This window comes from Candidatus Babela massiliensis, assembly GCF_000513475.1.
Lineage (GTDB): Bacteria > Babelota > Babeliae > Babelales > Babelaceae > Babela > Babela massiliensis.
On sequence record NC_023003.1, the window covers coordinates 346552 to 359680 of the forward strand.

The 13129-nt window shown below is 27.4% G+C and carries 18 protein-coding genes and 3 tRNA genes; 9 read left to right on the forward strand and 12 right to left on the reverse strand.

The genetic code is table 11. From position 1 onward, the window contains the following. Positions 1-18 precede the first annotated feature (18 nt). Positions 19-921, reverse strand: coding sequence for a signal peptide peptidase SppA (sppA, locus tag BABL1_RS01535; RefSeq protein WP_023791488.1), 903 nt, complete (start codon positions 919-921; stop codon positions 19-21). A 210-nt stretch (positions 922-1131) separates the two neighbouring features. On the opposite strand from sppA, the gene BABL1_RS01540 reads away from it, so the two are divergent. The 4 genes from BABL1_RS01540 (at position 1132) to BABL1_RS01555 (ending at position 1962) form a co-directional block, all read left to right on the forward strand. Further along, positions 1132-1206, forward strand: a tRNA-Val gene (locus tag BABL1_RS01540). 24 nt (positions 1207-1230) lie between these two features. Beyond that, positions 1231-1306 (forward strand) — tRNA-Asn (locus BABL1_RS01545). A gap of 7 nt (positions 1307-1313) precedes the next feature. Further along, positions 1314-1391, forward strand: a tRNA-Asp gene (locus BABL1_RS01550). 34 nt (positions 1392-1425) lie between these two features. Next, positions 1426-1962, forward strand: a complete 537-nt coding sequence (locus BABL1_RS01555) for a hypothetical protein (RefSeq protein WP_023791491.1) — start codon at positions 1426-1428, stop codon at positions 1960-1962. Here BABL1_RS01555 and BABL1_RS01560 read toward each other — a convergent pair whose 3' ends face one another. The 6 genes from BABL1_RS01560 to BABL1_RS01580 all read right to left on the reverse strand — a co-directional run bounded on the left by BABL1_RS01560 (position 1963) and on the right by BABL1_RS01580 (position 5615). After that, positions 1963-2175: a hypothetical protein gene (locus tag BABL1_RS01560; protein ID WP_171814727.1), complete on the reverse strand. Its 213-nt coding sequence runs from the start codon at positions 2173-2175 to the stop codon at positions 1963-1965. Positions 2176-2304: 129 nt separating this feature from the next. Next, the gene (locus BABL1_RS05590) at positions 2305-2427 is read right to left on the reverse strand and encodes a hypothetical protein (protein ID WP_146617316.1); all 123 of its coding nucleotides are present in this window, start codon (positions 2425-2427) and stop codon (positions 2305-2307) included. Further along, complete coding sequence (locus BABL1_RS01565; protein ID WP_146617274.1) at positions 2408-2728, reverse strand: PadR family transcriptional regulator; 321 nt, start codon at positions 2726-2728, stop codon at positions 2408-2410. The genes BABL1_RS05590 and BABL1_RS01565 overlap by 20 nt, the downstream gene beginning before the upstream one ends. A 686-nt stretch (positions 2729-3414) precedes the next feature. After that, positions 3415-4299: an aminoglycoside phosphotransferase family protein gene (locus BABL1_RS01570; protein ID WP_023791501.1), complete on the reverse strand. Its 885-nt coding sequence runs from the start codon at positions 4297-4299 to the stop codon at positions 3415-3417. A 32-nt stretch (positions 4300-4331) separates the two neighbouring features. Then, a complete protein-coding gene (locus tag BABL1_RS01575; RefSeq protein WP_023791503.1) occupies positions 4332-4865 on the reverse strand; it encodes a P-loop NTPase family protein in 534 nt (177 codons plus the stop codon). 3 nt (positions 4866-4868) lie between these two features. Further along, positions 4869-5615, reverse strand: coding sequence for an aminoglycoside 6-adenylyltransferase (locus BABL1_RS01580; protein WP_023791506.1), 747 nt, complete (start codon positions 5613-5615; stop codon positions 4869-4871). A 402-nt stretch (positions 5616-6017) separates the two neighbouring features. Between BABL1_RS01580 and BABL1_RS01585 the strand changes: the two genes are divergently transcribed. Next, positions 6018-6911: a phosphotransferase family protein gene (locus BABL1_RS01585; RefSeq protein ID WP_023791509.1), complete on the forward strand. Its 894-nt coding sequence runs from the start codon at positions 6018-6020 to the stop codon at positions 6909-6911. A gap of 353 nt (positions 6912-7264) precedes the next feature. Here BABL1_RS01585 and BABL1_RS01590 read toward each other — a convergent pair whose 3' ends face one another. The 4 genes from BABL1_RS01590 to BABL1_RS05220 form a co-directional block, all read right to left on the reverse strand. Next, positions 7265-7684, reverse strand: coding sequence for an ankyrin repeat domain-containing protein (locus tag BABL1_RS01590; protein WP_023791512.1), 420 nt, complete (start codon positions 7682-7684; stop codon positions 7265-7267). Then, entirely contained in the window at positions 7666-7758 is a 93-nt protein-coding gene (locus BABL1_RS05425) for a hypothetical protein (protein ID WP_171814728.1), read from the reverse strand. The genes BABL1_RS01590 and BABL1_RS05425 overlap by 19 nt, the downstream gene beginning before the upstream one ends. Then, positions 7736-8422: an ankyrin repeat domain-containing protein gene (locus BABL1_RS01595; protein ID WP_023791514.1), complete on the reverse strand. Its 687-nt coding sequence runs from the start codon at positions 8420-8422 to the stop codon at positions 7736-7738. Before BABL1_RS01595 ends, BABL1_RS05425 begins: the two co-directional genes overlap by 23 nt. Positions 8423-8546: 124 nt before the next feature. Beyond that, a complete protein-coding gene (locus BABL1_RS05220) occupies positions 8547-9287 on the reverse strand; it encodes a class I SAM-dependent methyltransferase (RefSeq protein ID WP_023791518.1) in 741 nt (246 codons plus the stop codon). A gap of 390 nt (positions 9288-9677) precedes the next feature. Between BABL1_RS05220 and BABL1_RS05485 the strand changes: the two genes are divergently transcribed. Next, positions 9678-9815: a hypothetical protein gene (locus BABL1_RS05485; RefSeq protein ID WP_023791520.1), complete on the forward strand. Its 138-nt coding sequence runs from the start codon at positions 9678-9680 to the stop codon at positions 9813-9815. A 95-nt stretch (positions 9816-9910) separates the two neighbouring features. On the opposite strand, the gene BABL1_RS01605 is transcribed toward BABL1_RS05485, so the two are convergent. After that, on the reverse strand, positions 9911-10822 hold the full coding sequence (locus BABL1_RS01605; protein ID WP_023791523.1) for a branched-chain amino acid transaminase: 912 nt from the start codon (positions 10820-10822) through the stop codon (positions 9911-9913). Between the two features lie 138 nt (positions 10823-10960). Between BABL1_RS01605 and BABL1_RS01610 the strand changes: the two genes are divergently transcribed. Genes BABL1_RS01610 through BABL1_RS01620 form a run of 3 tightly spaced genes read left to right on the forward strand, consistent with a single transcriptional unit; the run spans position 10961 to position 13087 of the window. Continuing rightward, entirely contained in the window at positions 10961-11980 is a 1020-nt protein-coding gene (locus BABL1_RS01610) for an ankyrin repeat domain-containing protein (RefSeq protein ID WP_023791525.1), read from the forward strand. A gap of 44 nt (positions 11981-12024) precedes the next feature. Further along, on the forward strand, positions 12025-12528 hold the full coding sequence (locus tag BABL1_RS01615) for a hypothetical protein (protein ID WP_023791527.1): 504 nt from the start codon (positions 12025-12027) through the stop codon (positions 12526-12528). A 19-nt stretch (positions 12529-12547) separates the two neighbouring features. Next, positions 12548-13087, forward strand: a complete 540-nt coding sequence (locus tag BABL1_RS01620; protein ID WP_023791530.1) for a metalloprotease family protein — start codon at positions 12548-12550, stop codon at positions 13085-13087. Positions 13088-13129: the final 42 nt, after the last annotated feature.

Below are 13129 nucleotides of genomic sequence, written 5' to 3' on the forward strand. Positions count from 1 at the left end.
CCGGCCTTTAATTTTATTCTAATAATTTAAGTACATAAAATATTTATGAAAAAGGTTATAAACTTTACTCATAATAGATGTTTGAAATTTAGAATCTGAATCATCATCATTTGATAACAATGTTTGTATAAAATTGCCTCTCTTCTTAGGCTTAACCCATTCAATTTCAGTAGTAATTCCAACTTTTTCTTTAAGAGCTGTAATAACTGTAGATTGAGAACCTAACTCATCAACTAGCCCTATTTGTAGTGCCTGTTGACCAGTAAAGATTCTACCATCTGCCCATTCTTTTACATTACCTGATAATTTTGGTCTTTGAATAGCTACATCATGAACAAATTGCTTATAAACATTATCAGAAAGACCTTGAAGCATTTGACGTTGAGCATCGGTTGTTTCTAAAAATGGATTCCCTACAGTTTTATAATCACCTGATTTAATTACCTCATATTTAACCTTAAATTGTTCGATAAAATCTTTAAACATAGGATGAGCAATATAAGAACCTATGCTTCCAATAAACGCTCCTGGTGTACTTATAATATAATTAGCAGCAGATGCTACATAATAACCACCTGAGGCAGCCAGGTTTTCAACAAAAGCAATTACATACTTATTATTTACTCCTTGCCAATGCTTAATTTCATTAAAGATAGCTTGAGAAGTGCCTGCTGCTCCTCCAGGACAATTTATCTTTAATACTAAAGCTTTTATACTTTTATCTTTAAAATAATCTTTTATATCAGATACATAATCATCAGAATTATATAAAGCATCTTTAATAGTAATTACACCTACTTTAGTTTTAGCTTCTAACACATTACTATACTGTTTCTTTAAATTTTTAATAAGTGATGGAGCAACTTGTAGTAAAACTAAAATAAAAAATATATTTTTTAAATAATCAACAAATCTAGGCATATTTATTCTTCCTTGTTATAGTTATGAAATTCGTAAAACTTTATAGCACCATGATATTTTATAGTTTACACTTAAAGTACCAAAATTATTTGAACTATTAAAGATTTTTCTTCACTTCAAAAAAAGAGTAAGAAAGTTTAAAAATAATTAAAAAAAGTTTTGACATTTTAAATAAATTGTCTTACAATATATTTATCGTAATTGATACTAGGGCGGTTAGCTCAGTGGTAGAGCTCCAGTCTTACAAACTGGAGGCCGTTGGTTCGAATCCATCACCGCCCACCATTTGAAAATTATTCTTTAAGTTATTCCTCGGTAGCTCAGTTGGTAGAGCAAACGACTGTTAATCGTTGGGTCACAGGTTCGAGTCCTGTCCGAGGAGCCACTTTTAAGGAGCTGTAGCTCAGTTTGGTCAGAGCGTCCGCCTGTCACGCGGAAGGTCGTGGGTTCGAGCCCCATCAGCTCCGCCACTTTTTATAACAAAAACTAATACCGTAAATAAGTATGTCATTTGCTCCACTTGTGAATTATATTTTAAAATTGTTTTCTCGTTTCATTGAGAACAAAGAACAAGAGCGTAAGAATTTAGAAGAAATTTATAAAAAGCTAATTCATTTAATAGAATATTGTGGCCAATTAGTTATCTTTTTTGATATTCTTAACAGAGAAATTAATAAATCTTCAAAGCAATATACAAGTAAAAATAAATTAACAAAATTAATTCAAATAAAAGTTCTTGATATTTTATCAGAAGATCTGGGATTAAAACAAATTTCTCTAGCTAATGAATATCTTGAATCAATATACTTAAACATCGATAAAGATATATATAAAAAGGCAAAAAATATAATTAAACAATTAATGAAACTATATGACTTAACCAAAAAGCATGTTATTAATGATAATTATAAGAAATATTCATTCCAAGAGATAAAAGATTTCTTAAATAGCGCTAATCAAATTGTTAATAAATTAAAAATTAATAAAAAATCATTAAAATTAAAAATAAAGACAGAACTAAATTCAAAGTATTTAATATAATTACTGATTGACTGCTATATAAGCCCTCAAGCATTGCCCTGTTAATGAATTTGGATTTCCAATAATTTCTTGAGGCGAGCCCGTCGCAACTATCTCACCACCTGCAAGACCTTCCCCTGGACCAAAATCAATAATCGTATCAGAGACACAAATAACATCTAAATTGTGCTCAATTACTACTACTGTATTTCCTTTGCATACCAATGTTCTCAAGATATCAAGCAGTTTTTCGACCTCCTGCGGATGCAACACTGTTGTTGGTTCGTCCAATAAATACAATGTCTTTCCTACTAAACGACAAACAAAATTTTTAATCATAGACTTATCTCAATTTTATTTTAGTTATTCAACTTTTATATCTACAGTTCTTAATGTCTTGATAGCTTTATCGCACCATTCTAGAGAACTTGAAACTTGTCTGATTCCATGATCTAATGTAATTAAACTATATAAAGATTCTGGAATTTATGCTGGATAATTCATTTTCAATCGCTCGAAATGAAGATAATTTGCTTTCAAGTTCTTTTTTATATTTTTCTAGGTGTTCAATATTGACTTCGATAGGAACTAGATTGCCGAAAAATAGCTTTAGCAATAGCTCATTTCTTAATTGTACACTTTCAGATGGTTGTATCAACCAATTTTCAAAAATATTCTGACCTGCAGGAGTTAAAGTATAAACGTTACGCTTACGGTCATTTCTTGTAGGAGTATCTATTTTTACAATCAATTTTTGCTTTTCTAGTTCTTCAAATACAGGGTAAATTGAACTAAATGTCTCTTTCCAAAAATACTAAGTGCTTGATTCCATATACTTCTTTAAATCGTATCCAGAACTTTTTTTAACATTGAAAACATCCCTAAAATTGCAAATTGACTTTTTCCACTTTTTGTCATTATTTCCTCATATAATATATCATTATGATATATTACGCAACTCCGCTTATTTTATTTCTCAGCAAAAAAGAAATAAGTCTATAGAAGCCTAGGAATTAAATAGATTTACGTAAATCAATGTAATAATCGAGAAGCTTGTTCTTTAAGTTTGGGTCATAAAAAAATTCAAGACATACCCAATGTATACTGCCAAATTTATATAAAGATAGAAAGCATTAAAAAAATTATATTAATTATAAATTTTAATATTTATAAATTAAATACAAAACTTCTACATCAATTTTTATTTTGAATATTGATATTGCATGAAGTGAAAAATATTGATAAAGAATCGCAATTATCACAGATAAAAATCCCCAAATATTGAAAGAAGAACTGATTTAGAAATATTTGATATAAAATTATTTAAAATATTTTTATTCTTAAGATTTTTATTTCAGATTTTATCTTTATTAATCAAATAATTTTTGAAAGATTATATCTCTAGAAATTCATAAAGCTTTATAATGTTGCCTTATATATATTCAATTCGATAAATTGCATAATTGACATAGATTAACCATAAATTTCACGCTTATATTCTTCAAATACTTCATTAATAACGCGCCAAGCTTGAGCTGCTTCTACCGCATTTGTACTAGTTAATCCTGATGCCACAATTAAGGCTTTCCATAAAGCCCAAGCTCGTCCTCGTGCCCAAGTTCCTGAATCCATCTGAAGTACTTTACGAAAAATTTCACGGCTTTCACCTTTAAAGAAAGTCCAAGCAATTACCAAATCACATGCAGGATCACCTACACCCATCATTCCAAAATCAATAACAGCACTCAACTTGCCATTTAAAACAAGAAGATTGCCAGGGCTCACATCACCATGTATCCATACAGGCAATTTATTCCATGATATTGAAAGTGCAGTTCCCCAAACATTAATTGCTAAGTTAACATCAATTTTATCTTTTAAAATAGAAATCGCTTGACGAGTCTGAGTATCATAAACTTCCAATGAACCTCCTCTATAGAAATTATGAGGTCCAGGCAAAGGTCCTCCATAAGAATCTATACTCTGAAGAGCAATCAAAAATTGTGCAAGTTGACTGGCAAAATCACATAAATTATCTATATATCCAGATACTGCAGTCTCTCCTTCAAGCCAACCATAAATAGACCAGTTCCATGGATAACCAAACTCAGGCTTTCCAAGCCCTAAAGACACAGGGATTGAAATAGGTAAAAATGGCGCTAACTCGGGCAACCATAGATGCTCTTTATCTACTTGTATAGCATATTTCTCAGCGCTAGGCATACGAACTAACATGTGTTTACCTAAATGAAATGTTCGATTATCCCATCCACTAACCTTAACCGGACTAATAGGCAAATCTTTCCATCTTGGAAATTGAGAAGAAACTAATTGCTTAACAAGCATAATATCTATCATTTAATAAACCCTAAACACTCTTAAGTATAAAATTAATAATCACTTAACTTTTTAATAAATTCATCTATTTCATATTGAGATCTAAGAATATATATTTCTTTATTCTTAGCATAAAAAGCTAATAATTCTATAATTTTATTCAAATTACGCTTTTTAAAATTCCATACCCATTTCAAAAAGTTTAAAAATCTTAAATCAAAAAAATTTTCAATACATTGATCAGCACTAGTGGGAGTTGCTTTTCCATAATACTTAAAAGCTCTTTTTATTATTCGCCAAATACACTTATATCTAGAAATATTTAAAAATATTATAGTATCAGCATTCTTAAATCGATACTCAGAAACAGAAAGATTATTGCCATCTATAATCCATTTATCTTGATCACATATTTTGTCATGAATTAATCTATATTCGTTAAGATCTGGATGGATCCAATTTGGTTTCCAAAAATATTTGTCCAAATGATAAACAGGAAGTTTTAAAATTTGATGCAAAGTTTCTGCTAAAGTAGATTTACCTGAGCCAGCATTTCCAATTATAGCTATTCTTTTTAGATTTTTCATAATTTAAATTAAATCTTTAAGCACATTATTAAATAATTTTTTTGCGAGTGTCAGTTTTATAAACATTTCTTCAAGTGAATTTATCTTGTAAAGATCTTCTAATTGTTTTGATAAATCTTCTGGCAAATCTTGTGAGATATATTTTAAAAACATCTGCTTTTTAGGAGCATATTTTATTCTTAGAAGTTCAGTAAGGGGCTGAAGAGTAAACTTATAATAAAAGTTAAAGGCATCGATAAATTCTCTACGCTTAATCATTTTTATAACTCTTGAGTCTTGATGAAAAATGTTTTTTAAATGATATATTCTCTTTTCTAAAAATTCATTCCATTGTCTTTCATCAAACTCTTTAAACTTTATTACGTTATCTTTATCAAAAATAATTTTCACTTCTTCCCCAGGCAAATCGATGGTAAAGAAAAACTTTCTGCTATGACTTTGAATACAAATGTCCAACAATAAAGTAGTAGCAGTATTTTTAACATGATAAACCTTATGGCGAATTAAATCATGGGGCAGTTCTTGCTCATAAATAAAATCTAATGGTCCCAATTTTTCTAGAATTCTTTCGATTTCACTAAAAATTAAATTTTCTTTTCCATCTTCTACATCAAACCAAATATCCAAATCTGAATATTCATCAGTCAAGCCGGAAGCATCAGCTCCTTCAAGCCAAAAAGCATATACATTAGTATTATTTTTTAACTGTTCATATAATAATGCAATAATTAAATTACGACCAATCTCCATAACATTTAATTTCCTTATATTTATATAGTAAATTTCATATAAATTTATAATATTAAAAATTAACTCAAATAACAAATAAGAGCTTTACTCGAAGACTTAATTTAGCAATATAAAATCTTTTTTCTAAATTAAATACTATATAAAACCAACATTAACAATTACTGCGATTTTCTTATCATTAATATATGGTTTGGTAATATTTTACAAAGTTTGTTAAATTAGATATAATCTGAATTATTTTTATCCTATAAGAGTTTTATTAAAAAATATGTATAGTGATTTATTATAATTTTAGGAATTGTAGTAAGACAATTATTTTATATACATAAAAATATTAAAGCATATGAAAATAATTTAAAATACAATAAGTAGAACTCATGGTATTGTTTTTGAGCATTAACGATGAAAAACACCGATAAATTAATAGATATATATCGAGATAAATTAGATTTACAAATCGCCCATTTTGAACTTATTGAACATGAAGATGCTATGGTTGCACCTGTATATAAGATTCTAAAAGAAAGCGGCGAACAGTTTATTTTAAAAATATGTACGAATAGAAAGCATTATTTACGCGAACAAATATTCCTCAATTATTTTTTTGGACAAATTCTGGTACCTAAAATTATAGATTTTATTGATCCAGAAAATAATATTCCTGGAGCTATTCTTATGGAATATATAAATGGCTCAGTAATGAAAATAACCGATTTTAATGCGACAATTGCTCATCAATCAGGTGTAATACTTGCAAAAATTCATAATAATAGAACAAACGGTTATGGCGAATTGATTGAATCATCTAAATTAGATTCTAATCCAGTGCAGTCATTTACTCTTAAATTTGAAGAAGGATTAGGGGAATGTATTGGGCATCTGCCTAATCAACTTATTGAACAAGTTAAGAGCTACTTCTATCAAAATATAAATTTGCTTAGTTTGGTTGATGGTCCTTGTATAGTTCATTATGATTTTAGACCTGGAAATATCATCGTTCAAAATAATAAAGTTTTAGCGATTATTGATTGGTCATCTTCTCGTTCAAGCTTTGCTGAAGAAGATTTTTGTTCATTTGAGCATGTTGAATGGTTGATTGATTCAAACACAAAAAAAGAATTTCTAGAAGGCTATGCATCGGTAAGACCAATACCTAATTATTCAAAAGTTATGCCTCTTTTACGTATATCTAAAGCCATAACATCAATTGGTTTTATAATTAAACAAGGTATTTTTAACAACAATAGAAATAGATGGTATCAATTAAATTTAAAATTTTTGAAAGCTTTTTTCTAAATGACAAACAAGCATAATTTTTATTTTAAAAAGTCTGTAAACCTTATTTGTTGTTTAATTTGGATCATCTAAAAGTTCGAAGAGTGTCCAATGTTTACTGCCATGAATTAATATCTATTTTCTACTCAAAAATATAAGTCGATTAGGAGATTTAGGAATTATAACGAATTTTTAAAAACCTTTCACCGAAAACATATAGAGTGAATTATGTATGACTTTTAACTCCATCTCAAAACATTAAAGCTAAATCAGATATTATCAATACTTTCACTGATAAAATGACTGACCATCTTGGAATAATTGGAATAATCGGAACAATATAATTTAATTGTAAAAAATAATTAGATTTAAAACTAAGGAAATAAAACGCTTTCATTAGTTTGTTCATTAGAAGAAACTATATCCTTAATTTCTATATCTTCATTTTCTTGCTTATCACTTTTATCTGTATTTTTCTCTTCTTTTTTTGGATCTTTATTCAAAACCCATAAAATGAATAATCGTGTCAATATAGCAGGGACCTCAATTGTTATAAGGCGCAACATTTTCTCTTGTTGATAATTTTGTTGATAAAGCCCTTTATAATATAAATAATCTCTTCCAGAATTATCTCTACAATTAGTATTAGCTCCTGCTTTTATCAAAGCATCTATTATATGTGCATTATTTTTTTTCATGGCGGCTATTATCAACGCTGTTTTGCCAGTCACGTCCCTAATATCAATATTAGCATTTGCTCTTATTAATATTTCTACTATCTCTTTCTGGCCCACATAGACGCATGAATTAAAGCTGTAAAACCCAAATTATTTGCAATATTAACATCAGCTCCTGCTTCTATTAACATTTGAACCATCTTTAGATGCAAGCATTAAAGCCGTTTCGCCATATTCATTTGTAGCATCAACGTCAGCGCCTAATTTTATTAATAATTCTACCATATCTCTATCACCTTGTCTTAATGAACAGATTAGTGGCGTCATGCAATTTGCTGATATATTAATATCAGCACCTAAAAGTACTAACTTACATATTTTCTCATAATCTATTTTTGATAAATCATATTTCTTTAATATATTACTTAAAGTTCTATTGAGCTCATCTATAGTTAAACCTTTATACTCTTCTTTAGCTATATCTTCTAAAGATATAAGTAATTCTTTAAATTTTTCTTTTTTTAATTCTTCAATATGATTGTTTAAAGCTGTTGATGATAAAGCATCGTTAAAAACATTATGGCTTTTTTGAGACGTTGCATAAAAACCCTTAAAACTTTCCAGATTAATTTTAGGTTTTTCAAATATAGTATTCCATTTACTAAGATCTTCTTTTACTTGTTGTATAATTGCCTGGCTTATTATATGCATAATCGCTTCTATAGGAAGATTTAAGAATAAAGAACCCTCTTGACTGTATCCCGACTCTATACAATTTATCTGTTCCATAGGTGTTATATTATTAAACCAAAATACAATCGATAATATTATGTATAAATATTTTATTCTATTCATTTTTAAACCTAATATCATAATTATTTGTAATATATTTATATAAGTATAAATAAAGCATCTACAATATTCAAAAGCCTAATAATTAACTTTGTAAAAAGTTAAAACACGAAAAAATATCAAACTATTATAAGTTGGGTTTTGCATGTACAATACGTGAGGGCCCACTGCTTCTAAAAGTTTCTTCATATATTTTGACAACTTCAAATCCTGCTTGATTAAGTAACTGTTTTAACTCATTATCACTATACCAAGTTACTTGCATCAGTTCGTTTTCTTGTTCTTCTATAACGCCATTTTTAATCAACTCATATAAACAGAAAGCATCTGCTATTTTCTCTTGATTATTAAAAACATATCTTGTTATTAAACGTATTATTGTATTATCATCAACTCTTGCTATTCTTATTGATCGATTGTCTATATTTTGATCAGGCACAAATATGTCAATTAATAAATCACCATTATCCTTCATGTGAAATCTTATATTTTGGAGACTTTTTAAAGCATTTTTACGATCTACAATAAGTTGAAAAGAGCCTACTGCTATTGTAACTGTTTGATACTTATGAGGTAAATCTAAATTCTCTAAAGATTGTTCATAAATTTCTGGTGATAATTTTAAATCAGCACAACGGGCACGACAGGAATTAAGCATAACAGACGAGTTATCAACTCCATCAACTGTAAAACCTAGTTGAATAAGCGGTATTTGCAAACGACCGGATCCTGACATTGCTTCTAACACTCTACTATTTTTATTCATAAAAGAAGCATAAAAATTTACTTCTTTTTCTGGAGCATAAGTCTTTGTTGCATTATAAAATAAAGTACATAATTTGCCATAGGCATAAATTTGATTACTCATATTGATTTCTGTATTTGATAAATTAATTTTGATTACTTATAATTATTTTCGAATAAATTCATCATTTTGACAAGCTTTGATAGAAACTAATTTTTATTAGCAACCCTAGAATCTAAAAAATAAGTTAAAAACAATAATAAAATTCATTAATCTTATTGCTATTAACATAAAATTTGATAATATATTGAACTATTAATAGATTAAAACCGATTTAAATAAAAGCTATATTTGACATAATATATCACATTGCTAGAGATAATAAAATAAATATGAAAGAAATTTAATGAAATGGTATTGGTACGAACTGTATTTTATAGCACTCATATCCCATTTGCTTTTATATAATAGAATTTATTATAGAATATTGTGCAATATATTTGAGAAGAAAAAATGAGCCAATTTATGCATAATGCTATAGCCTTTATTCTTTGGCAACTAACTTGGCATTGCATACTAAAAAGACATCCTATTATGAAAGAAAATTTAAAAGAATGGGAGAAATGGTTTCAAGATAAAATATTCAAATAAGCTGATTTAATTCTTACACTTTTTCACTCCTTACCAAATTACAATCCTTAAGTCATCTAAACACCCCGATACCACGAACTTTAGTCTAATTGTTGTTAACTCGGAAGAAAAGTAAACCAATTTTTATACTTCTCTTGTTCATCAAATATCAAATTGAAAAAACTATCTCTAATATTATTTGTAATTGAAGCTTCATTACAACTTAAAAATTTATGATCATCTATTTGAGAAACTTGAGTTACTCCCATTGCTGTACCTGAGACAAAAGCTTCAGTTGTAACTTCTAAATCACTCAAAGTTAAATCAATCTCTAAAACTTTTATATTCAAATTTTTTGCAAGCTCAATAATAGAATCCCGAGTAATACCTCCAAATATTGAACCAAGTTTAGGAGTTTTTAAGATACCTTGAGAAACAATAAAAAAATTAGCAATTGGACATTCAGCTATATTATTATTTTCATCTAACATCAATGCATCATCAAAACCTTTTAGCTTAGCTTCTTGTCCAGCTAAGACTGAATTAATATAATTTCCTGTTAATTTTCTATCAACAAAAGTTGCTTTATTGCTAATTCGCTTAAAAGAAGAAACTGTTAATCTTAAACAATTATTATGAGGAACTAAATCTAAAGAAACAGGAATAATTGCTAAATTTAAAGAACAATTTCTTGGATCAACTTGAACAGTCTCAGGACCAAAAAAGAAAATCGGTCTTATATAACCCTCTAAAAGATTATTTACTTTTATAGTATCTATAATAGCTTGTTTAATTTCTGCGTTAGACCAAGGAGATTCAACATGAAAAGCAGATAAAGAGAAGATTAATCTAGTAATATGTTCATCCAGTCTAAATATAGCAGATCTATATCTTGTTTTATACAACCTAATTCCTTCAAATGCTCCACTTGCATAATGCAACGTATGCGATAAACAATGAACAGTTGCTTTATCCCAATCAACCATATTGCCGTTTAACCAAACAAATTTATTATCTTTCAAACTCATAAGCTTTTCCATTAAATACAAAATATTAAACCAGTTAATATTACAACATTTATTATCATAAGATCAAATTGATATTTTTATTTTAAAACTTATAGTTTATAACTACAATATTTAAATTAATAAAATAAAAGAGAAAATATGATTAAAAATAAATATATATATTCAATATTTTTATTACTTATTTATTTAAATAGTCCTGTAATAGCAAATAAAGAGACAGAGCAAATAAAAATTAATAAAAATCGGTCTATCTTAAAAAAAGTTCCTAATGAATTAGTTGTATATTTTTTTAAATCATTAATACAAAATTACGTTAATCAATGGAATAATATATTTAATTTTGAACAAGAGTTCGATAAAGAAGCATTGAGAAAAGATATAAAAAGCATAAGATTAACTTGCATTAGATTCAAAACCTTATTAGACGAATTTTTAATAAAAATCACTCTAAATTCAATTCACGTCCACTTATATAAATTATTAGATAATGAATATAAACATTTATCAATAAAACAAATTAAGTTAAATTTAATAAAATTATTAAGTAAAGTTGATATAAATAAAGAAGATCTTAACGAAATAACTAAAATCAATATTTATGGTCATTTCAATATAAAAATTGAAAATTTATTATACTTAGCAGTAAAAAAAAACAACATAAACGTGATTAATCTTCTTATCATAGCAGGAAATAATATTAATAAGTATCTAGATAATTGTCTAAGAAATGCTGCTATACATGGACATAAGGAAATAATTGAAAAACTACTTAAATTAGGTGCCAATGTAAATAACAAAGATATTAATGGGCATACAGCTTTAACATGGGCAATATTTCATGGGCAAATCAAGACAGTTAAAGTACTCATTAAAAATGGAGCTAACCTAAATATTAGAGATAAAAGAAAAGGCTATACTCCATTAATTTGGGCAATTCGACTATCAATAGGCAACAAAAATCAAACTATGATATTAATAGTTAAATTACTTATTGAAGAAGGAGCAGACTTTAACTTACCTGATAAAAAAGGATATAATGCTTTACATTATGCTTTAGATACACGCAATTATGATATAGTTAAAATTATAGGTAGAGCAAAATCCGATAAATTATCTAAGAAAATTGAACTTTTATTAAACAATATTAAAATCCCATAATTAACAATCTTATTTTGACAGAATTCAATAATTACTATATTGTTATGATTAAAAATCATAACAATATAGTAAGACAGATTATGGATGAATATACATTTGAAAATAGCGCAAATACTGAAACTGAAAAAATAGAAAGTCAGGAATATTATGCATTAAAAAGATATTATTATCCTCAATGGCTTTATATTTCTCTTTTTCTATCAATTATTTATTCAACCTATTCAATATATACTTTCATTACAGAAGATCTAAAACATCATATTCGTTTAAAAAATCAATTAGAAATTGCAAATAAATGTTTTTTAAATAAAGAATATAAAGAGTATATATTTATGTATAAGACCTGCTTAAAAGAACTATCAGAAGATGCATCAACACAAATAAAACTTGCTAAAGCAAATTTTGTTTTGAGCGAAACCGATTCTAGCTATTTTATAAATGGAGTTAATCTTCTAAATCAAAAGCAATTAAAATTATCTGAATTTAATGAAATTTTATCCTTTGTTCCAGAAAAATATAAAGAAGCCTTTAAATCATGTTTTAAATAAATAATTGACAGAGACCGTTATGATAATTCCAGGACCTATAATAGCATTACTAACTTTTCCAGGAGTAATTGTACATGAATTTGCCCATAAATTATTTTGTGATATATTTAATGTCCCAGTTTATTATGTAAATTATTTTATACCATTGTCAGATCAGGCAGGAAGAGTGATACATAAAAATACAGATAATTTTTGGACTTTATTCTTTATATCAGTAGCTCCATTAATAGTAAACTCACTCTTATGCATGCTATTCACTTTTCCTTTTGCTTCTACATATTTTTTAGGCACTGACACTGTATGGTATAGTAATTCTACAATACTAAATATTCTAATAACTTGGCTAGGCTATTCGATTGGATTTCACGCTATTCCTAGTAATCAAGATGTCAAAAATTTAGATAAATACGCTAAAAATGAATTTCGTCAAATTTTAATAGGACTCGTGCAGGGACTAGCATATTTTTCAAACCTATTTGGCTTTATACCTGCAGGACTATATGCTCTTTATATATCAACCTTATTACCAGATATATTACTAACTAACTTTACGTTTTAAGCAACTAGAACCTTTAAGAGTGAAAATTAAATAATTATTGAA

Bases quoted from the DNA above. Each gene is read 5' to 3' on its own strand.
- BABL1_RS01605 (WP_023791523.1), bottom strand. From the start codon at position 10,822: ATGAGTTTGAAAGATAATAAATTTGTTTGGTTAAACGGCAATATGGTT.
- BABL1_RS05425 (WP_171814728.1), bottom strand. From the start codon at position 7,758: ATGTTAATAGAAGCAGGAGCTGATGTTAATATTGCAAATAATTTGGGT.
- BABL1_RS01615 (WP_023791527.1), top strand. From the start codon at position 12,025: ATGATTAAAAATCATAACAATATAGTAAGACAGATTATGGATGAATAT.
- sppA (WP_023791488.1), bottom strand. From the start codon at position 921: ATGCCTAGATTTGTTGATTATTTAAAAAATATATTTTTTATTTTAGTT.
- BABL1_RS01555 (WP_023791491.1), top strand. From the start codon at position 1,426: ATGTCATTTGCTCCACTTGTGAATTATATTTTAAAATTGTTTTCTCGT.
- BABL1_RS01610 (WP_023791525.1), top strand. From the start codon at position 10,961: ATGATTAAAAATAAATATATATATTCAATATTTTTATTACTTATTTAT.
- BABL1_RS01585 (WP_023791509.1), top strand. From the start codon at position 6,018: ATGAAAAACACCGATAAATTAATAGATATATATCGAGATAAATTAGAT.
- BABL1_RS05485 (WP_023791520.1), top strand. From the start codon at position 9,678: ATGAGCCAATTTATGCATAATGCTATAGCCTTTATTCTTTGGCAACTA.
- BABL1_RS01595 (WP_023791514.1), bottom strand. From the start codon at position 8,422: ATGAATAGAATAAAATATTTATACATAATATTATCGATTGTATTTTGG.
- BABL1_RS01570 (WP_023791501.1), bottom strand. From the start codon at position 4,299: ATGATAGATATTATGCTTGTTAAGCAATTAGTTTCTTCTCAATTTCCA.
- BABL1_RS01580 (WP_023791506.1), bottom strand. From the start codon at position 5,615: ATGGAGATTGGTCGTAATTTAATTATTGCATTATTATATGAACAGTTA.
- BABL1_RS05220 (WP_023791518.1), bottom strand. From the start codon at position 9,287: ATGAGTAATCAAATTTATGCCTATGGCAAATTATGTACTTTATTTTAT.
- BABL1_RS01575 (WP_023791503.1), bottom strand. From the start codon at position 4,865: ATGAAAAATCTAAAAAGAATAGCTATAATTGGAAATGCTGGCTCAGGT.
- BABL1_RS01620 (WP_023791530.1), top strand. From the start codon at position 12,548: ATGATAATTCCAGGACCTATAATAGCATTACTAACTTTTCCAGGAGTA.